The organism is Serratia sp. PAMC26656 (genome assembly GCF_016469055.2).
GTDB lineage: Bacteria > Pseudomonadota > Gammaproteobacteria > Enterobacterales > Enterobacteriaceae > Serratia > Serratia plymuthica.
In genome coordinates, this window is sequence record NZ_CP150486.1 from 5,113,783 (window position 1) to 5,138,753 (window position 24,971).

24 protein-coding genes and 1 pseudogene are annotated in these 24,971 nt (G+C 57.2%); 8 read left to right on the top strand and 17 right to left on the bottom strand.

The genetic code is table 11. The annotated features are described in order from the left end of the window. Positions 1–7: 7 nt before the first annotated feature. Complete coding sequence (locus JEM67_RS24935; RefSeq protein ID WP_013814723.1) at positions 8–697, bottom strand: LrgB family protein; 690 nt, start codon at positions 695–697, stop codon at positions 8–10. Further along, positions 690–1,112 (bottom strand): CidA/LrgA family protein, encoded by a 423-nt coding sequence (locus JEM67_RS24940; RefSeq protein WP_013814724.1) that lies wholly within the window; start codon positions 1,110–1,112, stop codon positions 690–692. Before JEM67_RS24940 ends, JEM67_RS24935 begins: the two co-directional genes overlap by 8 nt. Before the next feature lie 135 nt (positions 1,113–1,247). Between JEM67_RS24940 and JEM67_RS24945 the strand changes: the two genes are divergently transcribed. After that, entirely contained in the window at positions 1,248–2,135 is an 888-nt protein-coding gene (locus tag JEM67_RS24945; RefSeq protein ID WP_199635687.1) for a LysR family transcriptional regulator, read from the top strand. Between the two features lie 38 nt (positions 2,136–2,173). Here the strand turns inward: JEM67_RS24945 and JEM67_RS24950 are convergent, their stop codons facing one another. The 5 genes and pseudogenes from JEM67_RS24950 to JEM67_RS24970 form a co-directional block, all read right to left on the bottom strand. Then, complete coding sequence (locus JEM67_RS24950; protein ID WP_013814726.1) at positions 2,174–3,823, bottom strand: Na+/H+ antiporter; 1,650 nt, start codon at positions 3,821–3,823, stop codon at positions 2,174–2,176. 185 nt (positions 3,824–4,008) lie between these two features. Next, positions 4,009–5,370 (bottom strand): NCS2 family permease, encoded by a 1,362-nt coding sequence (locus JEM67_RS24955; RefSeq protein WP_013814727.1) that lies wholly within the window; start codon positions 5,368–5,370, stop codon positions 4,009–4,011. Between the two features lie 349 nt (positions 5,371–5,719). After that, positions 5,720–6,127, bottom strand: a complete 408-nt coding sequence (locus JEM67_RS24960; RefSeq protein ID WP_013814728.1) for a VOC family protein — start codon at positions 6,125–6,127, stop codon at positions 5,720–5,722. 47 nt (positions 6,128–6,174) lie between these two features. Then, the gene (locus JEM67_RS24965; RefSeq protein WP_013814729.1) at positions 6,175–6,843 is read right to left on the bottom strand and encodes a glutathione S-transferase family protein; all 669 of its coding nucleotides are present in this window, start codon (positions 6,841–6,843) and stop codon (positions 6,175–6,177) included. Beyond that, positions 6,840–6,962: pseudogene (locus JEM67_RS24970) on the bottom strand (lipocalin-like domain-containing protein); the annotation flags it as partial. The pseudogene JEM67_RS24970 and the gene JEM67_RS24965, both read right to left, overlap by 4 nt. 220 nt (positions 6,963–7,182) lie before the next feature. On the opposite strand from JEM67_RS24970, the gene bhsA reads away from it, so the two are divergent. Then, a complete protein-coding gene (bhsA, locus tag JEM67_RS24975; RefSeq protein ID WP_013814730.1) occupies positions 7,183–7,443 on the top strand; it encodes a multiple stress resistance protein BhsA in 261 nt (86 codons plus the stop codon). Positions 7,444–7,499: 56 nt separating this feature from the next. Here the strand turns inward: bhsA and JEM67_RS24980 are convergent, their stop codons facing one another. Beyond that, on the bottom strand, positions 7,500–8,417 hold the full coding sequence (locus JEM67_RS24980; RefSeq protein WP_199635686.1) for a LysR family transcriptional regulator: 918 nt from the start codon (positions 8,415–8,417) through the stop codon (positions 7,500–7,502). A 129-nt stretch (positions 8,418–8,546) separates the two neighbouring features. Between JEM67_RS24980 and JEM67_RS24985 the strand changes: the two genes are divergently transcribed. Next, positions 8,547–9,296 (top strand): 3-oxoacyl-ACP reductase family protein, encoded by a 750-nt coding sequence (locus tag JEM67_RS24985; RefSeq protein ID WP_199635685.1) that lies wholly within the window; start codon positions 8,547–8,549, stop codon positions 9,294–9,296. Positions 9,297–9,358: 62 nt separating this feature from the next. Here JEM67_RS24985 and ssb1 read toward each other — a convergent pair whose 3' ends face one another. Continuing rightward, positions 9,359–9,904: a single-stranded DNA-binding protein SSB1 gene (gene ssb1 / locus JEM67_RS24990; RefSeq protein ID WP_199635684.1), complete on the bottom strand. Its 546-nt coding sequence runs from the start codon at positions 9,902–9,904 to the stop codon at positions 9,359–9,361. Positions 9,905–10,181: 277 nt separating this feature from the next. Between ssb1 and uvrA the strand changes: the two genes are divergently transcribed. Together uvrA and JEM67_RS25000 are read left to right on the top strand one after the other, a co-directional pair. Further along, a complete protein-coding gene (uvrA, locus tag JEM67_RS24995) occupies positions 10,182–13,016 on the top strand; it encodes an excinuclease ABC subunit UvrA (RefSeq protein ID WP_073441187.1) in 2,835 nt (944 codons plus the stop codon). 223 nt (positions 13,017–13,239) lie between these two features. After that, positions 13,240–14,292, top strand: coding sequence for an NAD(P)-dependent alcohol dehydrogenase (locus tag JEM67_RS25000; protein ID WP_199635683.1), 1,053 nt, complete (start codon positions 13,240–13,242; stop codon positions 14,290–14,292). A 34-nt stretch (positions 14,293–14,326) separates the two neighbouring features. Here the strand turns inward: JEM67_RS25000 and maa are convergent, their stop codons facing one another. The 6 genes from maa to JEM67_RS25030 all read right to left on the bottom strand — a co-directional run bounded on the left by maa (position 14,327) and on the right by JEM67_RS25030 (position 18,584). Further along, positions 14,327–14,884, bottom strand: a complete 558-nt coding sequence (gene maa, locus JEM67_RS25005) for a maltose O-acetyltransferase (protein ID WP_304621740.1) — start codon at positions 14,882–14,884, stop codon at positions 14,327–14,329. Between the two features lie 165 nt (positions 14,885–15,049). Next, positions 15,050–15,403, bottom strand: a complete 354-nt coding sequence (locus JEM67_RS25010) for an MmcQ/YjbR family DNA-binding protein (protein WP_004948738.1) — start codon at positions 15,401–15,403, stop codon at positions 15,050–15,052. Between the two features lie 4 nt (positions 15,404–15,407). Then, positions 15,408–15,824, bottom strand: a complete 417-nt coding sequence (locus tag JEM67_RS25015; protein ID WP_004948741.1) for a secondary thiamine-phosphate synthase enzyme YjbQ — start codon at positions 15,822–15,824, stop codon at positions 15,408–15,410. Between the two features lie 126 nt (positions 15,825–15,950). Then, entirely contained in the window at positions 15,951–17,144 is a 1,194-nt protein-coding gene (locus JEM67_RS25020; protein WP_013814736.1) for an amino acid aminotransferase, read from the bottom strand. 41 nt (positions 17,145–17,185) lie between these two features. After that, entirely contained in the window at positions 17,186–17,803 is a 618-nt protein-coding gene (locus JEM67_RS25025; RefSeq protein ID WP_006317804.1) for a YitT family protein, read from the bottom strand. A gap of 313 nt (positions 17,804–18,116) precedes the next feature. After that, positions 18,117–18,584 (bottom strand): Lrp/AsnC family transcriptional regulator, encoded by a 468-nt coding sequence (locus JEM67_RS25030; protein WP_004948752.1) that lies wholly within the window; start codon positions 18,582–18,584, stop codon positions 18,117–18,119. Positions 18,585–18,938: 354 nt separating this feature from the next. Here JEM67_RS25030 and JEM67_RS25035 point away from each other — a divergent pair, with 354 nt between their 5' ends. Together JEM67_RS25035 and JEM67_RS25040 are read left to right on the top strand one after the other, a co-directional pair. Continuing rightward, on the top strand, positions 18,939–20,327 hold the full coding sequence (locus JEM67_RS25035) for an amino acid permease (protein WP_199635681.1): 1,389 nt from the start codon (positions 18,939–18,941) through the stop codon (positions 20,325–20,327). Between the two features lie 13 nt (positions 20,328–20,340). Next, positions 20,341–21,108, top strand: a complete 768-nt coding sequence (locus tag JEM67_RS25040; RefSeq protein ID WP_013814739.1) for a transporter substrate-binding domain-containing protein — start codon at positions 20,341–20,343, stop codon at positions 21,106–21,108. Positions 21,109–21,152: 44 nt separating this feature from the next. On the opposite strand, the gene alr is transcribed toward JEM67_RS25040, so the two are convergent. Together alr and dnaB are read right to left on the bottom strand one after the other, a co-directional pair. Beyond that, positions 21,153–22,232 (bottom strand): alanine racemase, encoded by a 1,080-nt coding sequence (gene alr, locus JEM67_RS25045; RefSeq protein WP_013814740.1) that lies wholly within the window; start codon positions 22,230–22,232, stop codon positions 21,153–21,155. Between the two features lie 17 nt (positions 22,233–22,249). Further along, on the bottom strand, positions 22,250–23,674 hold the full coding sequence (gene dnaB, locus JEM67_RS25050) for a replicative DNA helicase (RefSeq protein ID WP_013814741.1): 1,425 nt from the start codon (positions 23,672–23,674) through the stop codon (positions 22,250–22,252). Positions 23,675–23,854: 180 nt separating this feature from the next. On the opposite strand from dnaB, the gene JEM67_RS25055 reads away from it, so the two are divergent. Further along, a complete protein-coding gene (locus JEM67_RS25055) occupies positions 23,855–24,838 on the top strand; it encodes a quinone oxidoreductase (protein ID WP_006317799.1) in 984 nt (327 codons plus the stop codon). Positions 24,839–24,971: the final 133 nt, after the last annotated feature.

A 24,971-nucleotide genomic window follows, 5' to 3' on the forward strand; every position in this document is an offset into this window, starting at 1 on the left:
GACAAACTTACCACATTAACTGCCCAATCAGCGGCGCGGCGATCACCGTGATAACCCCCGCCAACATCATCACCAGGCTGGAAACCACGCCTTCTTCCTGTCCCATTTCATAGGCTTTCGCCGTGCCGGCACCGTGCGACGACGCACCCAGCCCGGCGCCTTTGGCCAGGCTGCTGCGCACCGCCAGCCGCAGAAACAGAATGTCCCCCACCGCCATGCCGAATACTCCGGTAATCACCACGAACAGCGCCACTAAATCCGGCTGGCCACCCATCTGTTTGGCGGCCTCCAGCGCAAACGGCGTGGTGATGGAACGCACCGCCAGGCTGCGTTGTACCTCTTCCGGCAACGTTAGCAGCCGCGCCAGCCATACCGAGCTGTAAACCGCCACTAAAACCGCCGTCAATACCCCGGCGCTGAGCGACAGCCAGTGACGGCGGATAATATGCAAATTTTCATAAACCGGCACCGCAAACGCGATGGTCGCCGGCCCCAACAACCACAGCAACCAGTGCGTTTCACCGATGTAATCCTGATACGAGATATGCGTCACCACCAGCAGCAGCACCAGGATCATAGGAGTCAGCACCAACGGCATCAGCAGCAGAGTGCGATGACGACGGTAGAGCTTCTTATTGGCGAAGTACAACGCCAGCGTCGCCAGAAAGCAGGCCAGACTAAGGATAAAATCATTCATCGCGCTGTTTCCGTCTCTGCAGCCAAACCTCTAGGCGGTATACCCGATCGACCACCAGCCCGGTTGCGCCGAGCGTCAGCATGGTACTGATCGCAATCACCAGAAAAATCTTCCAGCCTTCCACCATCAGCAACTGGGCATAGTTGACCACCGCCACCACCGCCGGGACAAAAAACAGCAGCATCTCTGCCAGCAGCCAGCGTGAACCGGCCCTGACCCAGCTCAACGGTAAAATCCTCAGCAGGATCAGCGCCAGCAGCATCAGCATGCCGACAATGTTGGCGGGCAGCGGCAGATGAAATTGCTTTACCAACCGGTCGGCAATCAGAAACAGCACCGCGTACAAAACAACCTGAACCGGCACCTGCAGACGGGTCAACAGAGAGGGGGTTGCACGGCGTAACGCCAATGACATGGAAGATAACCTCAAAAAAATTCAAGGTTTGCAGTATACGCGGCCAGGAAACCTTGCCTGAAATGAATTAAAATCATCAATATCATGCCATCAGGGAATAGTTTCCCGCCGGTATTGCCCTGAGGAGAGCCCAACGTGGATGTCCGCACCCTGCGTTACTTCGTGGAAGTCGTGCGCCAGCAAAGTTTTACCCGCGCGGCGGAGAAACTGTTCGTCACCCAGCCGACCATCAGTAAAATGCTGCGGCATCTGGAAGAAGAGTTGGAGTGTACGCTGCTGATCCGCGAAGGACGCAAGCTGCACCTGACCGACAGCGGCCAGGCAGTATACCAGCGTGGGCTGGCGATCCTGGATGAGTTCCGCCAACTGGAGGCCGAACTGGAAGACATCAGTTCGGTGAAAAAAGGCGTGTTGCGGCTGGGTATCCCGCCAATGGTTGGCCGGCAGATAGCCGATTTGATCCGCCAGTTTCGCCAGACCTATCCTGGCATAGAGCTGAAAATTTCCGAGCTGGGCGGGTTATCGGTCGAGCAGGCGGTGATGTCCGGCGAACTGGATCTGGCGATGACGATATTGCCCGTCGACCTGGATCAACCGCTGACCTTCTTGCCGCTGCTGAGCCATCCGATGTGCGTGGTTGTGCCGCGTACGCCGCACTGGCTTAACCGCACCAGCATCGATATCACCGAATTGGCCAACTGGCCGATCCTGATTTATAACGAGGATTTCTCGTTGTACAAAATGCTGATGAAGGCGTTCCGCCTGGCCGGTTTTGAACCGCAGATTGCCGTACGCAGCGGGCAGTGGGATTTTTTGGCATCGATGGTGCAGGCCGGGGTCGGCATCGCTACCCTGCCGGAGCCGGTTTGCCAGTGGCTGGATAAAGAAAACCTGATCTGGCTGCCGCTGGAACCGAGGATGGAATGGCGTGTAGGGCTAATCTGGCGCCAGGGCAGCTACCTGTCGCACGGCGCCCAGGCCTGGATCGCCTGCTGCCGCGACTACTGGCCGCCGGTCAAATAGCATCAATAACAAGGGCCGCGTCTGCGGCCCTGTTGGCATTACCCTTCGCGCTCTATCAGCAGCGCTTCCAGCAGGTCGAGATCGTGCAACAGCTTTTGCAGCGTCTCGTTGCTGATTTTCTGCGTTGCGCGCAGGTGATACAGCTCCCCACGCTCGGCGCGCAGCGCGGTCAGGCGGAAGCGTCGCTCGAGGTTCTCCAGCATCAGCGCATTTTCGATATCGTCCTTGGTGGTGATGCGTCGCCGCAACGTGCCCACGACCCGTGAACTGATCTCTTTCAGCACCTGCGGGTCGATGTTTTCTTCTACGTCGACGGCCAGGCGTTCTTCCATCTTGTTGATGCTTTCGATCGCCACTTCCGCCGCCATGGCAATCGCCATCCGCTCCTCGCTCTTGCTGGCGCTCTTGTCCGCCACCACTACGCCGCGCAGCAGCAACGGCAATGCCAGCACGCCGACGATCAGTGAAAGCAGGATCACGCCGGCAGCGATAAACACCAACTGATAGCGCGCCGGGAAGGCGGTGCCGTCACTTAACAGCAGCGGAATCGACAGCACGCCGGCCAGCGTGATTGCCCCGCGCACCCCAGCGAACGACGCGATCCAAAGCTCACGCGTACTGTAATCGCCAAACTGCAGCGGCCGTTTTTTCATAAAGCGTCGGCTGGCGTTTTTCATCAGCCACAACCAGGTAAAGCGCAACAACAACAACGCTGCGTAGATAATCGCCACGTCGGCGAACAGGTACCAGGTCTGAATGGTCGGATCCAGCTCTGCCTGCAGGATTGAGGTTTCCAGGATCCCCGGCAGTTGCAAGCCCAACATGATGAACACCATGCCGTTAAACACGAACTCCAGCATCGCCCAGACGCTGTTGGCGCGCAGGCGCATCGCCAATGGCGCATTGCGAATCACGCCGGACTGGCTGATGGTCATCCCCGCGGCAACCGCGGCCAGAATGCCGGAGACGCCGATGTGTTCGGCAATCAGATAAGAAGCGAACGGCAACAGCAGCAGGAACACGATTTGCGTGGCCGGATCATCGCCGCTCCAGCGGCTCATCATCCGCAGCGATTTGCTGTAGCACCAGGTGACAGCCACACCGGCCAGCAGACCGCCGATAGCGACCTTGAGAAATTCCAGAGTGGCGCCGCCCACGGTAAACACCATGGTGCCCATCGCCACCGCGATGGCGAACTTGAGTGAAACCAGGCCGGACGCATCGTTCATCAGCGCCTCGCCTTCCAGCACGCCCATGATCGGTTTCGGAATGCGCCCTTTGCCGACAATGCCGCCCAGCGCCACGGCGTCCGTTGGCGACAGCACCGCCGCCAGCGCAAACGCCGCCACCAGCGGTATGCCCGGCACCATGGCGTAAATCAGGTAACCGATACCGACCACGGTAAGCAACACCAGCACCAGCGCCAGCCCCAAAATTTCACGGCCGTGATGCAGAAATTCACGCGTTGGGGTTTTCCAACCGTCGGCAAACAGCAGCGGTGGGATAAACAGCACCAGGAACAGTTCGGGGTCAAAGTCGACATGCAGCCCGAAATGCGGCCACGCCAGCAGAGCCCCGATGGCAATTTGCATTAACGGCAGCGGTATCTGGAACGGCAACATACGTGTCACCACCCCGGACAGGGAAACCACCAGGATCAAAATGAGGATTGTAAAAAATATTTCCATGCTTTCCTTAGACTCTCGGGTTCAGACTACATCTCTGATATATACCCCGATAGTAGATCACTTTTTTTACAGCGATTAAAGCTTGTTGTGCCTTTCAAAACGCAGCACAGAAAGAAGAAGACTTTTCTGAAGGGGGAATGCAGTCAGACTTTCCCCCACCCAACGGGAGGGGGAAACACAGAAGATTAAATCGCCCAGCCACCGGCGTAGAACGCCACCAGTGCGACGGCGATCAGCACGGTGCCGATATTCAGCCTGCGCCATTCACCGGAGCAAATGCGGCCAATCACCAGCGAGCTGAAGCCCAGCATGATACCGGTGACGATGTTACAGGTCAGCACGATAAACACCGCGCACAGCAGGCCGGACATGGCGTCGACAAAGTCGTTGAAGTCCAGCTTGGTGACGTTGCTCAACATCAGCAGGCCGACGTACATCAGCGCCGGTGCGGTAGCGTAAATCGGCACCAGATAAGACAGCGGCGACAGGAACAGGATCAGCAGGAACAGCAGGCCGACCACGGTTGCGGTCAGGCCGGTTTTACCGCCCGCTGCGGTGCCCGCTGCGGATTCGATATAGACCGCCGCCGGGGCTGCGCCCACCAGGCCGGAGAAAATGCTGCTCAGGGAATCCGAAGTCAGCGCCTTGCCGCCGTTGATGATCTGCCCGTCCTTATCCAGCAGGTTGGCCTGACCGGCCACCGCGCGAATGGTGCCGGTAGCGTCAAACACTGCGGTCATCACCAGTGCCAGCACGCTCGGCAACACCACAGGTTGCAACGCACCCATAATATCCAGGCTGAAGATCAACGAATGACCATTGGCGTCCGCCAGGCTTGGCATGGCGAACAGCCCCTGATATTTCACCGCTGGGTCAAACAGCAGGCCAATCACCGAAATGGCGATGATCACCAGCAGAATGCCGCCGGGCACACGCAGTTTTTCCAACCCGAAAATCACCGCCAGGCCAAGCAACGTCATCACCACCGGGAAAGAGGTGAATGCGCCCAGCGCCACCGGCAGGCCATCCAGCGGGTTCTTCACTACCAGACCCACGCCGTTGGCGGCGATCAGCAGCAGGAACAGACCGATGCCGATACCGGTACCGTGCGCCACGCCCATCGGCAGATTGCGCAAGATCCAGGAACGGATGCCGGTTATCGAGATAATGGTGAACAGCACGCCCATCAGGAATACCGCGCCCAGCGCCACCGGAATGCTGATGTGCTGGCCCAGCACCAGACTGAAAGCGGTGAAGGCGGTCAGGGAAATCGCACAACCGATGGCCATCGGCAGATTAGCCCATAATCCCATCAGCAATGAACCGAGGCCGGCGACCAGGCAGGTGGCAACAAACACCGCCGTTGGCGGAAAGCCCGCTTTACCCAACATGCTCGGCACCACGATCACCGAGTAAACCATCGCCAGGAAGGTGGTTAATCCCGCCACCACTTCCTGACGCACGGAGCTGCCGCGTGCGGAAATATTAAAATAGCCATCAAGCCCGCCTTTTGGTTTAACGGCGTTGTTCGCTTGAGAATTCGACATGTTGCTGTCCCCTGTGTTTCATTGCCAGCCCGTTTCAAAAGGCTTGTTATTCCGCCCGCGCATGTTCATTACGGAATCTTTTCCATCACGTTGGCTTCCCTGCCCTTCGGCCGCGCCGCCCGTTGGCGCCGCGTAAAAAGGCAAACGTTTAACTCTCATCGCGTGATGCGGGTGATTTATGGTGGTTTATTCAAGGCAAACGATTATCCGGCCTTCCATACTCTCTGATCAACCAAAGATCGCGGCAATTCATGCAGAAAAGCGTCGAGATCAATCATTATCGAAAAGGCGAGATTTGTCACATAGGTAAATCCGATGGGGCGCCCCCGGCTCAGGGGGCAAAAACCGGTTACTGAGCCTGTGCGGCTTTTTCATCCATGTACATCAGTTCCCAGATGTGGCCGTCCAAATCCTGGAAACCGTGGCCGTACATAAAACCGTAATCCTGCGGCTGATTATAGGTATTGCCGCCGGCGGCAATCGCCTTGCGCACCAGGCTGTCCACCGCCGCCCGGCTGGGCTGCGACAGGCAAACCAGCACTTCGGTCGCCCTCCTGGCATCGCCAATCGGGTTCGGGGTGAACATTTTGAATTTATCGTGAGTCAGCAACATCACATAAATGGTCTCGCTGACCACCATGCAGGCGGCGGTATCATCGGTAAACTGCTGATTAAAGCTGAAACCCAACTGGGTGAAAAACTCGGTGGATGCGGGCAAGTTGTCCACCGGCAGGTTAACAAAAATTTGCGTAGCCATAGGCTATCTCCGAACAGACGTTAACCCGTCAAGTATAGATCATGCCCTCAGCTCAGCAATTCATAAGGGCCGCCCTGCTCCAGCGCCCGCTGGTAGGCTGGCCGGGAATGAATACGCTGCAGATAACCGCGCAGCTTCGGGCAATTGTCCAGCGAACCGCGCGCCGCCATCGCTTCCAGCGGAAAGCTCATCTGGATATCCGCCGCGCTGAATTCATTGCCGACAAACCAGGTGCTTTTGCTCAGGTGCTGCTCAAGATAATCGCGATGCGTAGCGATCTGTTTGTCCAGATACTCCCGCTGAACCCCTTTGCCAATCGCCCCTGCTACCGGCCGCAACAGCCAGGGGACCGGCGATTGACCCAGGCGGCTGAACACCAGCTTCATGACCTGCAGCGGCATCAGCGATCCTTCCGCATAATGCAGCCAGTAACGGTATTGTTGGCGAGCATGATGGTCAGTCGGGATAAACAATCCCTGGGCATCGTAGGCTTCTTGCAAATATTCGATAATGGCGCCGGATTCCGCCAGGGTCAGATCGCCATCGACAATCACCGGGGATTTGCCCAACGGGTGGATCTTTTTCAACTCCGGCGGCGCCAGCAGGGTTTGCGGGTCGCGCTGGTAACGCTGCACCTGGTACGGCACACCCAGCTCCTCCAGAAACCACAGGATGCGCTGCGAGCGTGAATTATTCAGATGGTGCACGATAATCATGAAATTTCTCCAATCCGTTGCCAAATCAGTTCGCCAGTCTGCACGCCGTCACCGATTTGCAGCGGCACGGTGCGCAACGTCAGTCGATCGTCAGTGAAGCGGTAAAAGCGGATCTGATGGCGACCGACAAATGCATTGATGTCATTGCGCTTCCCCTTTAAGAATCACCTTTAAAGGGTAGTGGCGATTATTCCAGCACGCCAGCGCTCTAAATTAAGTCAATTTATTTGAATCAGATAATCAAAACTCTCCGATTTTCTCTTTGCACATGCAAGTCTATTATTCAACACATCGAGAGGATACAAGCTCTCACCTGAAAAATACCCTGAGGATTGAATCATGAAGAACATCAAAATTTTTGCTACCGCCGTACTGCTGACTACCGCCTCTTTCGCTTCTGTTGCCGCTGACCAGCCTTCCAGCCAACCTGCGGCCGACGCTCAGAAAATCGGTGTCATCTCCGTTGCCGGCGCCTCTAACCTGAGCGCACTGGAAACCGAACTGGCTAACAAGGCCGCAGCATCAGGCGCCAGCGCTTACCGCATCATCTCCGCCGGTGGCCAGAACAAACTGCACGGCACCGCTGAAATTTTCAACTGATCGTCAGACAGCCCACTGACGGAAGAAAGAAGCCCCGCGAGGGGCTTTTCACGTTTCTAGCGCGCATCAAAACGCGTCGCCAGCTTCTGCAGGCGAAATTGCTCGGTGATGTAATCGACAAACACCCGGGTTTTGCTGGGCAGGAATTTGGTCGTGGGAAAGTAAAGATAGACGCTGCCGCGATCGACATACCAGGCTGGCAACACCCGCAATAAGCGACCACTTTCCAGATAAGGCAAGGCACTTGGCATGGCGAACAACGCAATACCCAGCCCCATTTCCGCCGCTCGCGCCGCCGCCTCCGGCTCATTCACCGTCATGTTAATGGTCATCAATGGCGCCCGCTGTTCGTTATCCGCATTGCGTAGCGGCAGGTTGCGAATGCGCCCGGTTTGCGGCGAGCGGATAAAAATCCCCGCGTGGTTCGCCAACTGTTCCGGCTGCTCCAAAGGCGAATGGCGCCGCAGATAGTCGGCCGAGGCCACCAATACCCCGTGGGCCGGCGCCAATTCACGCGCAATCATCCCCTGCGCCAGTTCGATGCCGCCGCCAATTGCGGCATCGAAGTGTTCGCCAATCATATCCACTTTGCGATTGTCAAAATGCCAGTCTGGCACGATCGCCGGATAACGAGACAAAAACGCCGGTAACAGAGGCATCACAAAATGCAGACCGAAGGCGGTGCCCATGCTGACCTTTAGCGTACCTGCCGCTATAGAGCCGCTGCTGTTCACCCCTTTCAGCGCGCACTGGATCGACTGCAAACCGCCGCTCACCTCCTGAAGAAAACGTTCCCCCTCTTCGGTCAGCATCAGCTTGCGCGTGTTGCGCTGGAACAGCCGTACACCCACCAGCGTCTCCAGCTTGGTGACATTTTTCCCCACCGCCGCAGAGCTGATGCCCAGCTTGCGGCCGGCAGCGGAAAAACTGCCGTTTTCCGCGCTGCTGACAAAACATTCCAGATAGCCGAGCATGGCTTTCCTCTGTGGATTTCAAACCTATGGTTTAAGCTGATTATAGCGCTTTGCGGCTAGTGGCCACGTTGCGTTTCTCCGATACTGGTCCGGTAGATTTTTTAACCTTACCCACTCTGGAGAAACATCATGTCAGCAACCCTCTCTCTGCAAGGCAAAGTCGCATTCATTCAGGGCGGCTCACGCGGTATCGGCGCCGCCATCGTCAAACGGCTGGCGCGTGATGGTGCCGCGGTGGCATTCACCTACGTAACTTCCGCCGATCGGGCCGATGCCGTGGTGAGTGAAATCACCGCCGCCGGCGGCAAGGCTATCGCCATCAAAGCCGACAGCGCCGACGCCGCTGCATTACAGCAAGCGGTACGCCAGGCGGTGAACGGCTTCGGCAATCTGGATATTCTGGTGAACAACGCCGGGGTGTTTACGCTGGGCAGCACCGAAGAACTGGCACTGGAAGATCTGGATCGTATGTTGGCGGTGAACGTACGCAGCGTTTTTGTTGCCAGCCAGGAAGCTGCGCGCCATATGAACGACGGTGGCCGCATCATCCACATCGGCAGCACCAACGCCGAGCGCGTGCCCTTTAGCGGTGCCGCAGTTTACGCGATGAGCAAATCCGCGCTGGTCGGCCTGACCAAGGGCATGGCGCGCGATCTCGGCCCGCGCGGCATCACCGTCAACAACGTGCAGCCCGGCCCGGTGGATACCGAGATGAACCCGGACGACGGTGATTTCGCCGAACAGTTGAAACAGCTGATGGCTATCGGCCGCTACGGTAAAGATGAAGAGATCGCCAGCTTTGTCGCCTACCTGGCCGGCCCGCAAGCGGGTTATATCACCGGCGCCAGTCTGAGCATCGACGGCGGCTTCTCGGCTTAACGGTTCTGAAAAGCAAAAAGCCCCGAAAAGGGGCTTTTTTATGGGCTTCAGACAACCTGATATCAGAAAGGAATATCGTCGTCGAAGTCCATTGGCGGTTCGTTGCTGCTGGCTGCCGGCGCGTTGTTCTGCGCTGGGCGCGCCTGCTGGCCGCCGCTGAACTGGTTGCCGCCCTGTGGCTGCTGAGGCTGGCCCCAACCGCCCTGGCCACCTTGGCCGCCAGCTGCCTGACCACCGCCTGCAGGTGCGCCGCCACCTTGACGGCCACCCAGCATCTGCATGGTGCCGCCAACGTTAACCACAACTTCGGTGGTGTATTTTTCTACGCCAGCCTGATCGGTCCATTTACGGGTCTGCAGGGCACCTTCGATATACACCTGGGAACCTTTGCGCAGATACTCGCCCGCAACTTCAGCCAGCTTGCCGAACAACACAACGCGGTGCCACTCGGTTTTTTCTTTCTGCTCGCCAGTCGCTTTGTCACGCCAGCTTTCGGAGGTCGCCAGGGTAATGTTGGCCACTGCGCCGCCATTCGGCATGTAACGGACTTCCGGGTCTTGGCCCAGATTCCCGACCAGAATTACTTTGTTTACGCCTCTGCTGGCCATGAGAACTCTCCTGATGATTGATTTTTACACAGTATAAACGAGTAAGTTTAACACGCTCAGCCTGAAACGACACCCGTGTTGATAACTGCGTATTGTATTCCAGAATTGTCCTTTCGAGCGACCTTGTTGCATTCGTATACTGGATATTCATTCAGGTTTTTTTGTGTCATAATTATGCGTTTCGTACTGGCTGTGCCGGTTTTTTGCGCGTTTGATCACAAAATCACCCGCACTAAACCCAGACAGGCGCGGTGTATCATCAAGACGGGAAGTGTAAATGGACAATATCGAAGTTCGTGGTGCTCGAACCCATAATCTCAAAAACATCAACCTGATTATCCCGCGTGACAAGCTGATCGTCGTCACCGGATTGTCCGGTTCAGGCAAGTCCTCGCTGGCTTTTGATACGCTGTATGCCGAAGGGCAGCGCCGCTACGTCGAGTCGCTCTCCGCCTATGCACGCCAGTTTCTTTCGCTGATGGAAAAACCGGACGTCGACCATATTGAAGGTCTGTCGCCGGCGATTTCCATCGAGCAGAAATCTACCTCGCATAACCCGCGATCCACGGTCGGCACCATCACCGAGATCCACGATTACCTGCGCCTGCTGTTCGCCCGCGTCGGCGAACCGCGCTGCCCGGATCACCATGTGGAACTGGCGGCGCAAACCGTCAGCCAAATGGTGGACAACGTGCTCAGCCAGCCGGAAGGCAAACGCCTGATGCTGCTGGCACCCGTGGTGAAAGACCGCAAGGGCGAGCACACCAAAACGCTGGAAAACCTGGCGACCCAGGGCTATATCCGCGCGCGTATCGACGGCGAAGTCTGTGACCTCTCGGATCCGCCGAAGCTCGAGCTGCAGAAGAAGCACACCATTGAAGTGGTGGTCGATCGCTTCAAGGTGCGTGAAGATCTGGCGCAGCGCCTGGCGGAGTCGTTCGAAACCGCGCTGGAACTGTCCGGCGGCACGGCGGTAGTGGCCGACATGGACGACGAAAAAGCGGATGAACTGCTGTTCTCCGCCAACTTCGCCTGCCCGATCTGCGGCTACAGCATGCGCGAGCTGGAACCGCGCCTGTTCTCGTTCAACAACCCGGCCGGCGCCTGCCCGACCTGTGACGGCCTGGGCGTGCAGCAGTTCTTCGATCCGGAACGCGTGGTGCAGAACCCCGAGCTTTCGCTGGCCGGCGGTGCAATCCGCGGTTGGGATCGCCGCAACTTCTATTACTTCCAGATGCTGCGTTCGCTGTCGGAACATTATGCCTTCGACGTCGAAGCGCCGTTCAACTCCCTGGATGCCAACGTGCAGAAAGCGGTGCTCAGCGGTTCCGGCAAAGAATCGATCGAGTTCAAATACATTAACGATCGCGGTGACACCACCGTGCGCCGCCACCCGTTCGAAGGCGTGCTGCACAACATGGAACGCCGCTATAAAGAGACGGAATCCAGCGCGGTGCGCGAAGAGCTGGCGAAGTTTATCAGCAACCGCCCTTGCGCCTCCTGTCACGGCACCCGCCTGCGCGAAGAAGCGCGCAACGTGTTTGTCGAAGACACCACGCTGCCGGAAATCTCCGATCTGAGCATCGGCCACGCCATGACCTTCTTCCAGAACATGAAGCTCAGCGGCCAGCGCGCCCAGATCGCCGAAAAAGTCCTGAAAGAGATTGGCGACCGCCTGAAATTCCTGGTGAACGTCGGGCTTAACTACCTGTCGCTGTCGCGCTCGGCGGAAACCTTGTCCGGCGGCGAGGCGCAGCGTATTCGCCTGGCCAGCCAGATCGGCGCCGGCCTGGTGGGCGTAATGTACGTTCTTGATGAGCCGTCGATCGGCCTGCACCAGCGTGACAACGAGCGCCTGCTGGAAACCCTGATCCACCTGCGTAACCTGGGTAACACGGTGATCGTGGTGGAGCATGACGAAGACGCCATCCGCGCCGCCGATCACGTGATCGACATCGGCCCCGGCGCCGGTGTACATGGCGGCCAGGTGGTGGCGGAAGGCACCGTCGAAGACATCATGGCGCAGCCTGAGTCGCTGACCGGCCAGTTCCTCAGCGGCAAACGCGAGATTGCCATTCCTGAGCAGCGCGTACCGGCCGATCCGACCAAGGTATTGAAGCTGAGCGGCGCGCGCGGCAACAACCTGAAAGACGTGACGCTGACGTTGCCGGTGGGGCTGTTTACCTGCATCACTGGGGTCTCCGGCTCAGGCAAATCCACGTTGATCAACGACACGCTGTTCCCGATCGCCCAACGCCAGCTCAACGGCGCCACCATTGCCGAACCTGCACCGTTCCGCGAAGTGACCGGCCTCGAACATTTCGACAAAGTGATCGACATCGATCAAAGCCCGATCGGCCGAACCCCACGCTCCAACCCGGCCACTTACACCGGCATCTTCACCCCGGTGCGCGAACTGTTCGCCGGCGTGCCGGAGTCGCGCAGCCGCGGCTATAACCCGGGCCGCTTCAGCTTCAACGTCAAGGGCGGGCGCTGTGAGGCCTGTCAGGGCGACGGCGTGATCAAGGTGGAAATGCACTTCCTGCCGGATATCTACGTGCCTTGCGACCACTGCAAAGGCAAGCGCTATAACCGTGAGACGCTGGAAGTGAAGTACAAAGGCAAAAGCATCCACGAAGTGCTGGAGATGACCATCGAAGAAGCGCGCGATTTCTTCGACGTGGTGCCGGCGCTGGCGCGCAAGCTGCAAACGCTGATGGACGTCGGCCTGTCCTACATTCGCCTCGGCCAGTCGGCGACCACGCTGTCCGGCGGTGAGGCGCAACGCGTCAAGCTGGCGCGCGAGCTGTCTAAACGCGGTACCGGCCAGACGCTGTATATCCTTGATGAACCGACCACCGGCCTGCACTTCGCCGATATCCAGCAACTGCTGGCGGTGTTGCATCAGTTGCGCGATCAGGGCAACACCATCGTGGTGATTGAGCACAACCTGGACGTGATTAAAACGGCGGACTGGATTGTCGACCTGGGGCCGGAAGGCGGCAGCGGCGGCGGTGAGATCCTGGTCTCCGGCACGCCGGAAACCGTGGCCAACTGCGAAGCTTCGCACACCGCACGCTTCCTCAAGCCGTTATTGAAAATGAAGAAATAACCTTTCTTGTCAGCGGGCCGTTTTGCGGCCCGCCATTTTATCCGTTCTGCCCAAATTAAAGAGAAACAGGCAAGATTTAGACATTTTCAGGCATTTCCCTCCCTGCTCGCCCCTTTTATCATCAATGTTCCCTCTGCGCCGCTTGTATGACCTGGGCCGCGTCTCACCGGCACTCTGCGGCCGGAAAGCATTCTCCCCCCATTCACTGATGACTGGAGTTACCATGAACATTACGCATGCCTATGCCGCGCATGACGCGAAGTCAGCGCTCGTTCCTTTCGATTACACACCGCGCGCCCTGCGCGACCACGATGTGCAAATCGAGGTTCTGTTCTGTGGCGTTTGCCATTCGGATCTGCACCAGGCCCGCAACGAATGGAACAACTCGATTTTCCCGGTAGTGCCCGGCCATGAAATTGTTGGCCGCGTGACCGCCGTCGGTAACCACGTATCCCGCCATCAGGTTGGCGATCTGGTCGGTGTCGGCTGCATGGTCGATTCCTGTCGCAGCTGCCCGAGCTGTGACGAAGGGCTGGAGCAATACTGTGAAAACGGCTTTACCGGCACCTATAACGGCCAGGATCGGCAAACCGGCGCCATCACCTACGGCGGCTACTCAACCGCGATGGTGGTGGATCAGGACTTTGTGCTGCGGGTGCCGGCAAACCTCGACCCGGCCGGCGTCGCGCCGCTGCTTTGCGCCGGTATCACCACCTATTCGCCACTGCGCCAATGGGGTGCCGGGCCGGGCAAGAAAGTCGGTATCGTCGGTCTCGGCGGGCTGGGGCATATGGGGGTCAAGCTGGCGCGAGCAATGGGCGCTCATGTGGTGCTGTTCACCACGTCGGTTTCCAAAGTTGAAGACGCCAAACGCCTTGGCGCTCATGAGGTAGTGATCTCTCGCAACCCGGAAGAAATGGCGCAGCACACCAACAGCTTCGATTTTATTCTCAACACGGTAGCCGCCCAGCACGATCTGAACCCGTTCCTCAACCTGCTGCGGCGTGATGGCACCTTGACGCTGGTCGGCGCCCCGGAACATGACCACCCGTCACCGCAGGTGTTCAACCTGATCATGAAACGCCGCCGCCTCGCCGGTTCGCTGATCGGGAGTATTGCAGAAACCCAGGAGATGCTGGATTTCTGCGGCCAGCACGGCATTACTTCGGATATCGAACTGATCCCGATGCAGCAAATCAACGAAGCCTATGAGCGCATGCTGAAAAGCGACGTGAAATACCGGTTCGTGGTGGATATCAACTCTCTGCGAGCATAATGCTACGGGCGCCTGCTGCGGCGCCCGTTTTTTACTATAGCTGTTTAATCACCCGCGCCGGATTGCCGCCGACCACGCAGTTGGCCGGCACGTCTTTGGTGACGACCGCCCCGGACGCCACCACCGCGTTATCTCCCAGCGTGACGCCGGGGTTAATGACCGCCCTGCCGCCGATCCAGACATTATTGCCAATGCTTACCGGTTTGCCGAACTCCGCACCGCCGACGCGGGTTGGCGCATCCAGCGGATGGGTAGCGGTGTAAATATGCACTCCCGGCGCCAACAGGCAGTTATCGCCAATATGCACTTCGCACACATCCAGGATTACACAGTCAAAATTGGCGTAAAAATTCTTCCCCAGATAAATGTTATAACCGTAATCGCAGCGGAACGTCGGTTCGATGGTTCCCCCCTGATACCGGCCCAACAGCGCCGTCAGCCACTCTTTACGCAGGTCGCCCTCGTCCGGGGATGAATGGTTGTAATGGTGCACCAGCTGACGGGCGCGCTTGCGTTCGCTGCGCAGCAGCTCGTCACCGGCGTCGTACAGTTCGCCGGCAATCATCTTGCGTTTTTCTTCACTCATGGCCATCTCACGGCATCCTTTGGTCTCGAGGTTCATCGATTAAAAAGCCTAGTCGTTCCTGGCGCCCAATAAAACGGGAACGTTCCCATTCTCGAATCGCGATCACAATTTAAAGAGAAAAAAGGGAGACAACGGAACGGAAAAGGCAGGCCGCCACGCCTGCCCTGCCGGTTAAGCGCGCAGTTCCTGCCGCACGTGGTCGGGTAACCCTTCCAGCACCAGCTGATATGAACTGTCGATCAGGGTGTAAAATTGCGAGTTCGGCAGGTTGCCGTCGAGAAACACCGTATTCCAGTGTGCCTTGTTCAGACCAGCGCAGGCGACGATCTCCGGGTGATGCTCGCGCAGGCTTTCCGCCAACTCCGGGCTTGATTTCACCGCCAGCGCCGGCCGGCCCTGTACCTCGCACACCATGGCGAACATCACGTCGCCGACCTTGATCTGGCTGGCCTGCCACTGGTTTTGGTCGCTTTGTTCCGCGCCCGGCTTCGCCATGCAGTATTCCAGCAGTGCTGTGTTATTCATTGGGTTACTCCCCCTGTAAAGTGGCCACAATACGGCGTGAACCGCCGTGGATGCGGTGCTCCCCCAGCCAAATTCCCTGCCATGTGCCCAACATCAGCCGCCCGTGGCCGACGGGCAGCATCAAAGATGCGCCCAGCAGCGAGGATTTGATGTGTGCCGGCATGTCGTCCAGCCCTTCGTAGTCGTGCTGATAGGGTGCGTTCTCGGGTACCTGACGCAGGAAATGCTGCTCCATATCGGCTCGCACCGTGGGATCGCAGTTCTCGTTGAGCGTCAGCGAGGCCGAGGTATGCTGCAACAACAGATGCAGCAGGCCAGTTTGCAGGCGGTGTAAGTGGGTTAACTGGTCAGTAATCTCTTCGGTAACCAGATGAAAACCACGCGCTTTTGCGCTGAGGATAAGCGTTTGCTGATGCCACATGAGTGAGCGCCCCTCAATCAGTATATTCTCTATCCGGTTTGCGGCAACTTTGGCGGCAAACCGACAACAAAAAAGGAGCGATATTGCTATCGCTCCTTTGCGAACTTCAGTTCACCCTAACAGTTTTTACTGCACTGCGGCAAACGCCTCGGCCACCTGATGCACGTTGTTGTGGTTCAGGCCGGCCATGCAAACGCGCCCGCTGTGGATCAGGTACACGCCGAACTCTTCACGCAGGCGATCAACCTGCGCCGCGCTGAAACCGGTGTAGCTGAACATGCCGCGCTGCTGCAACAGGTAATCGAAGTTACGCTGCGGCAACGCGATTTTCAGCGCCTCTACCAGCGTTTTGCGCATCTCAAGGATGCGGGTGCGCATGGTTTCCACTTCCGCCAGCCACTGGGCCTTCAACTGCGTATCGTTCAGCACCTTCGCCACCACCTGCGCACCGAAGTTCGGTGGGCTGGAGTAATTGCGACGTACGGTGGCCTTCAATTGCCCCAGCACGCGCCCGGCCGCTTCTTCGCTTTCGCACACTACCGACAGGCCGCCGACGCGTTCGCCATACAGCGAGAAGATTTTCGAGAACGAATTGCTCACCAGGCACGGCAGACCGGCTGCGGCGATAGTGCGGATAGCGTAAGCATCTTCGGTAATGCCACCGCCAAAGCCCTGATAGGCGATGTCGAGGAAAGGGATCAGCTCACGTTCGGCGATCACCTTGACCACCTCGTCCCACTGGGCATTGGTCAGGTCAGAACCGGTCGGGTTGTGGCAGCACGGATGCAGCAGCGCGATGCTGTGTTTCGGCAGCTGTTTCAACGCGCTCAACATGGCGTCAAACTTCACCCCCAGGCTTTCGCCATCAAAGTACGGATAGGTATTCACTTTGAAACCGGCGCCGCCGAAGATGGCAATATGGTTTTCCCAGGTAGGATCGCTGACCCACACCTGTGAATCCGGGAAGTAGCTTTTCAGGAAATCGGCACCCACTTTCAGCGCGCCGGAACCGCCTACGGTCTGAATGGTGGCGATGCGTCCCTGCTGCAGCATCGGGTGCTCGGCACCGAACAGCAGGTGCTGAATGGCAGTACGGTAAGGCAGCAGACCTTCCATCGGCAGATACACCGACGCGCCCTGATCCACGCTGTTCAACTGCGCTTCCGCTGCGGCAACCGCCTTCATCTGCGGGATAATCCCCCGCTCGTCATAGTAAAGACCGATACTCAGGTTAACCTTGTGCGCACGCGTGTCTTTTTTGAATTTTTCCATCAGCGACAAGATAGGATCGCCTGCATAGGCATCAACGTTCTGGAACACGGGGTCGTTCTCCTAGATTGGGTTATTCAGAGGGTACAGATTCAAACGCTGTAACGACCAGGGCGATGGTTCATCGCGATAATCAGATTCAGCACCATTGCACCTAATATAGACGCAATTAGCAGGGAAATATTCACCACAAAAAGTGAGGCTAATACGATAGAAATATCGACCGCCATTTGCAACTTGCCGGCGCGCAAACCGTATTTATCCTGCAGATACAGCGCGAGAATATTGACGCCGCCCAGGCTGGCCTTATGGCGAAATAACACAATAAACCCTAACCCCATGATCATGCTACCGAACACCGTTGCATAAAAAGGCTGCAGGCGGTCAAAATGGATGAAATAGGGATGCAAATCGGAAAATATCGACACCAGCGCCACCGAGCAGAAGGTTTTGACGGTGAACGCCCACCCCATACGGCGGATCGCCAGATAATAGAACGGCAGGTTAAGCAAAAAGAACGCTACGCCGAACGACAGCGGTGTCAGGTAATTGATTAAGAAAGCCAATCCGGCGGTGCCGCCGGTCAGCGCGCCGGCCTGCCGCAGCAGGATCACGCCGAACGACACCATCAGCGTGCCGATCAGGATCGCCAGCACGTCTTCCAGCAGAGTATGGGAAATATTGTCTTCAGGGCTGATGCAGTTATCCATGGTGTTATTACTCAAAGTAGGTTGCCATCACCGCCCGGTGAACCGGGTTTGTACGCTGAATAATGCAAAAGCCACACCATAAGATAAGTAAAACAGCCGTCATCATGCGATTTCGCAGAGTGTTCGGCATTTATGCACAATAAGCCGCTGTTTTTATTTAAAATAAAAAATGCACAAAATGCGCACAAAAAACAAAATAACCGCAAATATCACGCATATAATGCAAATATATCGACCAGCCCCCGCATTAAATGCCCATTAATGGTGCATATTGCCCCTAAATGGTTCATTAAATGGATGCGGCAATGTCCGATCAGCGCGCTACCGGCAGCAGCCCGTTTTCTTTCAGCCGGTTCAGTACCACCGCGGTTTTCACGTGCGCTACGCTCTTGTGCATCGACAGAGTTTTGCTGATAAAGTCGCTCAGCGCTGCCAGATCGGCTACGGCCACCTTTAACAGATAGTCAGCGTCGCCGGTGGTTTTATAGGCGTCGAGAATAGCGTCAACCTCTTCCAGCATGCGATGAAAGCTGTCCACATGCTCCTGGGCATGGTTGGTCAGGCTCACTTCGATTAACCCCACCATCCCCAACCCAACGGCCTCCGGCGCCAGCCGCGCATGGTAGCCGCGGATCAACTGAGCCTGTTCCAGGCTGATGCGCCGCCGTGAGCACTGGGAAGCGGACAACCCCACCAGCTCGCTCAATTCCTGATTGGTCAGACGGCCATTGGCCTGTAACAGCGTCAGGATTTTCATATCAAAATCGTCAATGTTGTACATAGCCACCTGTAAACCCGTTAAGAAATGTTGACGTTACAGACTATCAGTTTTTTTGCCCCTGTAATCCCCCCGTTTTGATTCCCCGGCGACGCCTCACAATTTCATTGCACCACCCTGGCCCATTTCCGGTCATCACAGGTACCCAATACGGGCATTGCGTGCGAAAAAAAAGGTTAAAACGCCATAAACTCCACAATAAACACAGTTTAATGCACGGTTCGTGAGTTAAAGTGAAAAAATAATTAAATAACGTTTTCAGCAGGTTATTAGTGATGCGTCCCCATCCTCCATACTCACTGGCCCGATAGTTGCTAAATCCCCAGCGACACGCATTTACCTTTTTGGGGAACACAGATGGACAATCATCAGTCAGAAAACCAGTTGAAAAGAGGGTTAAAAAACCGTCACATCCAGCTGATCGCTCTCGGCGGCGCCATCGGCACCGGCCTGTTTCTCGGCATTGCCCAGACCATAAAAATGGCCGGCCCCTCGGTGCTGCTCGGTTACGCCATCGCCGGGGTTATCGCCTTCTTTATCATGCGCCAACTGGGTGAAATGGTGGTGGAAGAGCCGGTGGCCGGTTCCTTCAGCCATTTTGCCAATAAATACTGGAGCGGCTTTGCCGGCTTTATGTCCGGCTGGAACTATTGGGTGCTGTACGTGTTGGTGAGCATGGCGGAACTGACCGCCGTGGGTATTTACGTGCAGTACTGGTGGCCGGAAATTCCGACCTGGGTCTCCGCAGCGGTATTCTTTGTGGCGATCAATGCCATCAACCTGACCAGCGTCAAAGTGTACGGCGAGATGGAATTCTGGTTTTCCATCATCAAAGTAGCAGCGATCATCAGCATGATCGTATTTGGTGCCTGGCTGTTGGCCAGCGGGCACGGCGGGCCGGACGCCAGCGTGGCCAACCTGTGGCAATACGGCGGTTTCTTCCCTAACGGCATCAGCGGTCTGGTGATGGCAATGGCGGTGATCATGTTCTCATTCGGTGGTCTGGAGCTGGTCGGCATTACCGCCGCCGAAGCGGATAACCCGGAGAAAAGTATCCCGCAGGCCACCAATCAGGTGATTTACCGTATCCTGCTGTTTTATGTCGGCGCATTGGCGGTGCTGCTGTCACTGTATCCGTGGCAGAAGGTTGTGGAAGGCGGCAGCCCGTTCGTCCTGATCTTCCATGCGTTGGACAGCAATCTGGTGGCGACGCTGCTGAACATGGTGGTGCTGTCCGCCGCCCTGTCGGTGTACAACAGCTGCGTGTACTGCAACAGCCGCATGCTGTTTGGGCTGGCGAAACAGGGCAACGCACCGCGTGTACTGCTGAAGATCAACCGGCGCGGCATTCCGCTGGCGGCGCTGAGCGTGTCGGCGCTGGTGACCGCACTGTGCGTGCTACTCAATTACCTGATGCCGGGCAAGGCGTTTGAATTGCTGATGGCATTGGTGGTATCCGCTTTGGTGATCAACTGGGCAATGATCTGCATTACTCACCTGAAGTTTCGGCGCGCCAAGCGGCTGGCCGGGCAGCAAACGCGTTTCCAAAGTTGGGGTTATCCGTTCACCAATCTGATTTGTCTGCTGTTTTTAGCCGGGATTTTGGTCATTATGTTTATGACGCCAGGCATCCGGATTTCGGTATGGTTGATTCCGGTTTGGCTGTTGGTGCTGGCGGCAAGCTATCTGCTGAAGAAAAAGAACGCCGCCGCGCCGGGCGCCATTGCTGAATCCAATAACGTATAAGCAAGGGAAACAGATGAAAAAGCTATTACCTCTCGCACTGCTGGTCGCCGCCGGGAGCGCCAGCGCCCAATCCCATCTGGATAAGGTGACACAACAGGGCACGCTGGAAGTTTGCACCACCGGCGATTACAAGCCCTACACCTTTTTGAAGGAAGACGGCAGCTACGAAGGCATTGATATCGCCATGGCGGAATCGCTGGCCAAGAGCCTGGGTGCCAAAGTGAAGTGGGTGAAAACCAGTTGGAAAACCCTGACGCCGGACTTTGTCGCCGGCAAGTGCGACATCGCCATGGGCGGCATTTCCGTCACGCTACAGCGGCAAAAACAGGTGTTCTTCGCCGATAAGCTGGATACCGACGGCAAAATCCCGCTGGTGCGCTGCACCGACGTGAAGAAATACCGCACTGTCGAGCAGATCAACAAAGCGTCCGTGCGCCTGTTGGAGCCGGCGGGTGGCACCAACGAAGCGTTCGTACATGCTTACCTGCCCAACGCCAAGCTGACGTTGACCCATGATAACGTGGGTATTTTTCAGCAGTTAGTGGACAAGAAAGCCGATGTGATGATTACCGACGCTTCCGAGGCGCTGTATCAGCAAAAACACTATCCGAAACTGTGTGCGGTCAATCCGGACAAACCGCTGCAATACGGAGAGAAGGCCTATATGTTGCCGCGTGATGATCTGAGCTGGAAGCTGTATGTGGATCAATGGCTGCACCTGGCCAAAGCGACCGGTGAGTATCAGAGCATTATCGATCAGTGGCTGGCGGTAAAGAAGTAACGCGTTGAGGATTGGGGCCGGTAAGATTGCCGGCCCACGACAGCCTATTCGCCGATATATTCCATCGCTACGCGCTGCGTCAGCTTGGTAATCAGCTCATAGGCGCTGATGCCGGTACAGGCGGCAATGCGCTCAACCGGCAGCGCCTTGCCCCATAGCACCACTTCATCGCCGACCTTATCGGTCGCATCCGGCCCGAGATCGACCGAAATCATGTCCATCGATACCCGGCCGACCACCGGCACTTCACGGCCATTAAGCCATACCGGGGTACCGGAGGGCGCACTGCGCGGGTAACCATCACCATAACCCATCGCCACCACCCCCAGCCGAGTGTCGCCTTCGCTCACCCAGGTGCCGCCGTAACCCACCGACTCACCGGCCTTGTGGTCGCGCACCGCAATCAGGTTGGACTTCAGCGTCATCGCCGGCTGCAGATCAAACTGGCTGCCGCAGGACTCTTCCATCGGAGAAACGCCGTAAAGGATAATGCCCGGCCGCACCCAGTCATTGTGCGCATCCGGCCACAGCAAGGTGCCGCCCGAAGCGGCGATAGAGCGCTGGCCCGGCTTGCCACGGGCAAAACTTTCGAAACACTGCATTTGCTTGAGCGTAGCGTCAGAGTCCGGCTCATCGGCGCGGCTGAAGTGGCTCATGATATTGACCGGCTGCGCCACGTTACGGCAGGCGCTCAGACGCTGATAAAACGCCTCGGCCTGTTCCGGACGCACGCCCAGGCGATGCATGCCGGTATCCAGCTTCATCCATACCGGCACCGGGCGCGCCAGCTCGGCCTGCTCCAGCGCTTCAAGCTGTTCGATGCTGTGCACTGCGGTTTCGATGTTATTCGCCACCAGCACCGGCAGATCTTCGGCGCAGAAAAAGCCTTCCAGCAGCAGGATCGGTTTCACGATGCCGCCGGAGCGCAGCATCAACGCCTCGCCAATGCGCGCCACGCCGTAGCAGTCGGCGTCTTGCAGAGTGTGAGCTGTTTCCAGCAGGCCATGTCCATAAGCGTTTGCTTTCACAACGGCAATCAGGCGGCTTTGTGGCGCCTGACGGCGCACCTGTTGCAGATTATGTCGCAGAGCGCGGCGGTCGATTACAGCGGTTGCCGCTTTCATTTCAGTTCCTTAGCTGATTATTCATCATCATATTGTGGCCCCGCGTAGTTATCGAAACGCGACCACTGGCCGTTAAAGGTCAAGCGCACGGTACCGATCGGGCCGTTACGCTGTTTACCCAGAATAATTTCGGCAATCCCTTTCATGTCGCTGTTCTCGTGATAAACCTCATCACGGTAGATGAACATGATCAGGTCGGCATCCTGCTCGATGGAACCGGACTCACGCAGGTCTGAGTTGACCGGGCGTTTATCGGCACGCTGCTCCAGGCTTCGGTTCAGCTGCGACAGCGCCACCACCGGTACCTGCAACTCTTTCGCCAACGCCTTCAGCGAGCGGGAAATTTCGGCAATTTCCAGCGTACGGTTGTCGGACAGGGCCGGCACACGCATCAACTGCAGGTAGTCGATCATGATCATACTGAGGCCGTCATGCTCGCGGAAAATACGGCGCGCGCGGGAGCGCACTTCGGTTGGCGTCAGGCCGGAGGAGTCATCAATGTACATATTGCGCTTCTCCAGCAGGATGCCCATGGTGCTGGAAATGCGCGCCCAGTCCTCGTCGTCGAGCTGGCCGGTACGGATACGCGTCTGGTCGACGCGCGACAGCGACGCCAGCATACGCATCATGATCTGGTTGCCGGGCATCTCCAGGCTGAAGATCAGCACCGGCTTTTCCTGCGTCATCGCGGCGTGTTCGCACAGGTTCATGGCGAAAGTGGTTTTACCCATCGAAGGACGGGCGGCGACGATGATCAGGTCCGATTTTTGCAAACCGGCGGTTTTCTTGTTGAGATCCTGATAGCCGGTGTCTACCCCGGTAACGCCGTCGTGCGGCTGCTGATACAGCTGCTCGATACGCGAAACGGTGTCTTCCAGAATACGCTCGATGCCTTTCGGGCCTTCATCTTTACTGGCGCGATTTTCCGCGATCTGGAATACCCGTGATTCGGCCAGATCGAGCAGATCTTCGCTGCTGCGGCCCTGCGGATCATAACCGGCGTCGGCGATCTCATTGGCTACCGAGATCATTTCGCGCACGACCGCACGTTCACGCACGATGTCAGCATAAGCACCGATGTTGGCGGCGCTTGGGGTGTTTTTCGACAGTTCGGCCAGATAGGCGAAACCGCCCACCGAATCCAGTTCGCCGCGCTGCTCGAGCGATTCGGACAGGGTGATCAGATCGATAGGCCGGCTCATTTCCAACAGCCGCTGCATCTCGGTAAAGATCAGGCGGTGCGGGCGGCTGAAGAAATCGTTGGAGACCACGCGTTCCGATACGTTATCCCAGCGTTCGTTATCCAGCATCAAACCGCCCAACACGGACTGTTCCGCCTCCAGCGAATGTGGCGGCATCTTCAGCCCTTCCATCTGGCGATCTCGGGGGCGATCTCTGGCTTCGTCCGCGTAAGTTTTGTTGGTTGGTTTTTTTCCTGCCATGAAGCGTATTCTTTATCCGGTTGCGAATGGAGAATCCTGACGCGAGAGTATACGTGATTTTTATCTGTGATTCCCGCGGCATAACCGATGCAAAAAAGGTATCAATCCGCACCCGGCTAAACTGGATCGTCGATACTAAAACGCGTAGGGTGAAATCAGACACCCCAATGAGGTAATGAAATGGCAAAGCGCATTCAATTCTCCGCTACCGGCGGCCCGGAAGTGTTGCAATACGTTGATTTTACACCTATCGATCCGGCAGCCGGTGAGGTGCAGGTTGAGAATAAGGCGATCGGCATCAACTACATCGATACCTATATTCGCAGCGGCCTCTATGCGCCCGCCAGCCTGCCAAGCGGGTTGGGCACTGAAGCGGCCGGCGTGGTGATCAAGGTCGGCGCCGGCGTCAGCGCGGTGAAACCTGGCGACCGCGTGGTTTACGCCCAGTCGTCACTCGGCGCCTACAGCGACGTTCACAATGTTTCGGTGGAAAAAGTGGCGATCCTGCCTCACAACCTGAGCTTTGAGCAGGGTGCCGCCTCGTTTCTGAAAGGGCTGACGGTACACTATCTGCTGCGCCAAACCCATGAAGTGCAGCCGGGCGAAGTGTTCCTGTTCCATGCCGCCGCAGGCGGCGTCGGGCTGATTGCCTGCCAGTGGGCCAAGGCGCTCGGCGCAAAGCTTATCGGCAGCGTCGGCTCTGACGAAAAAGCTGAACTGGCTAAACGCGCCGGCGCCTGGGCGACCATCAATTACCATAAAGAAGACATCGCCCAGCGCGTGGCTGAACTGACGCAGGGCGAAAAAGTCGGTGTAGTGTACGACTCGGTGGGCCAAAGCACCTGGCAGGCTTCTCTCAATAGCCTGAAGCGCCGTGGGCTGATGGTCAGCTTCGGTAATGCCTCCGGCCCGGTAACCGGCGTCGATCTGGCATTGCTGAACCAGAAAGGTTCGCTGTACGTCACCCGTCCTTCGCTTAACGGTTACGTCACTAACCGCGACGAGTTGCAATTCGCCAGCAATGAGCTGTTCTCGTTGATCGGCAGTGGCGCTATCAAGGTCGACGTAAAAGAAGAGCAAAAATTTGCGCTGGCCGATGCGCAGCGTGCGCATGAGGTGCTGGAAAGTCGCAATACCAGCGGTTCAAGCCTGCTGATCCCCTGATTCCCCAGGCAAAAGAAAAGGGCTCCGTAAGGAGCCCTTTCTATTACTGCATTTGTAGGGGTAGAGCAGAGTCCGCCAGAGACAGGGGGGTTGCTTCAGCAACGCTCGTATTGGGTACTATTGTCTCTTGCGG

Bases quoted from the DNA above. Each gene is read 5' to 3' on its own strand.
- JEM67_RS24935 (WP_013814723.1), bottom strand. From the start codon at position 697: ATGAATGATTTTATCCTTAGTCTGGCCTGCTTTCTGGCGACGCTGGCG.
- JEM67_RS24940 (WP_013814724.1), bottom strand. From the start codon at position 1,112: ATGTCATTGGCGTTACGCCGTGCAACCCCCTCTCTGTTGACCCGTCTG.
- JEM67_RS24950 (WP_013814726.1), bottom strand. From the start codon at position 3,823: ATGGAAATATTTTTTACAATCCTCATTTTGATCCTGGTGGTTTCCCTG.
- JEM67_RS24955 (WP_013814727.1), bottom strand. From the start codon at position 5,370: ATGTCGAATTCTCAAGCGAACAACGCCGTTAAACCAAAAGGCGGGCTT.
- JEM67_RS24960 (WP_013814728.1), bottom strand. From the start codon at position 6,127: ATGGCTACGCAAATTTTTGTTAACCTGCCGGTGGACAACTTGCCCGCA.
- JEM67_RS24965 (WP_013814729.1), bottom strand. From the start codon at position 6,843: ATGATTATCGTGCACCATCTGAATAATTCACGCTCGCAGCGCATCCTG.
- bhsA (WP_013814730.1), top strand. From the start codon at position 7,183: ATGAAGAACATCAAAATTTTTGCTACCGCCGTACTGCTGACTACCGCC.
- JEM67_RS24980 (WP_199635686.1), bottom strand. From the start codon at position 8,417: ATGCTCGGCTATCTGGAATGTTTTGTCAGCAGCGCGGAAAACGGCAGT.
- JEM67_RS24985 (WP_199635685.1), top strand. From the start codon at position 8,547: ATGTCAGCAACCCTCTCTCTGCAAGGCAAAGTCGCATTCATTCAGGGC.
- ssb1 (WP_199635684.1), bottom strand. From the start codon at position 9,904: ATGGCCAGCAGAGGCGTAAACAAAGTAATTCTGGTCGGGAATCTGGGC.
- uvrA (WP_073441187.1), top strand. From the start codon at position 10,182: ATGGACAATATCGAAGTTCGTGGTGCTCGAACCCATAATCTCAAAAAC.
- JEM67_RS25000 (WP_199635683.1), top strand. From the start codon at position 13,240: ATGAACATTACGCATGCCTATGCCGCGCATGACGCGAAGTCAGCGCTC.
- maa (WP_304621740.1), bottom strand. From the start codon at position 14,884: ATGGCCATGAGTGAAGAAAAACGCAAGATGATTGCCGGCGAACTGTAC.
- JEM67_RS25010 (WP_004948738.1), bottom strand. From the start codon at position 15,403: ATGAATAACACAGCACTGCTGGAATACTGCATGGCGAAGCCGGGCGCG.
- JEM67_RS25015 (WP_004948741.1), bottom strand. From the start codon at position 15,824: ATGTGGCATCAGCAAACGCTTATCCTCAGCGCAAAAGCGCGTGGTTTT.
- JEM67_RS25025 (WP_006317804.1), bottom strand. From the start codon at position 17,803: ATGGATAACTGCATCAGCCCTGAAGACAATATTTCCCATACTCTGCTG.
- JEM67_RS25030 (WP_004948752.1), bottom strand. From the start codon at position 18,584: ATGTACAACATTGACGATTTTGATATGAAAATCCTGACGCTGTTACAG.
- JEM67_RS25035 (WP_199635681.1), top strand. From the start codon at position 18,939: ATGGACAATCATCAGTCAGAAAACCAGTTGAAAAGAGGGTTAAAAAAC.
- JEM67_RS25040 (WP_013814739.1), top strand. From the start codon at position 20,341: ATGAAAAAGCTATTACCTCTCGCACTGCTGGTCGCCGCCGGGAGCGCC.
- alr (WP_013814740.1), bottom strand. From the start codon at position 22,232: ATGAAAGCGGCAACCGCTGTAATCGACCGCCGCGCTCTGCGACATAAT.
- dnaB (WP_013814741.1), bottom strand. From the start codon at position 23,674: ATGGCAGGAAAAAAACCAACCAACAAAACTTACGCGGACGAAGCCAGA.
- JEM67_RS25055 (WP_006317799.1), top strand. From the start codon at position 23,855: ATGGCAAAGCGCATTCAATTCTCCGCTACCGGCGGCCCGGAAGTGTTG.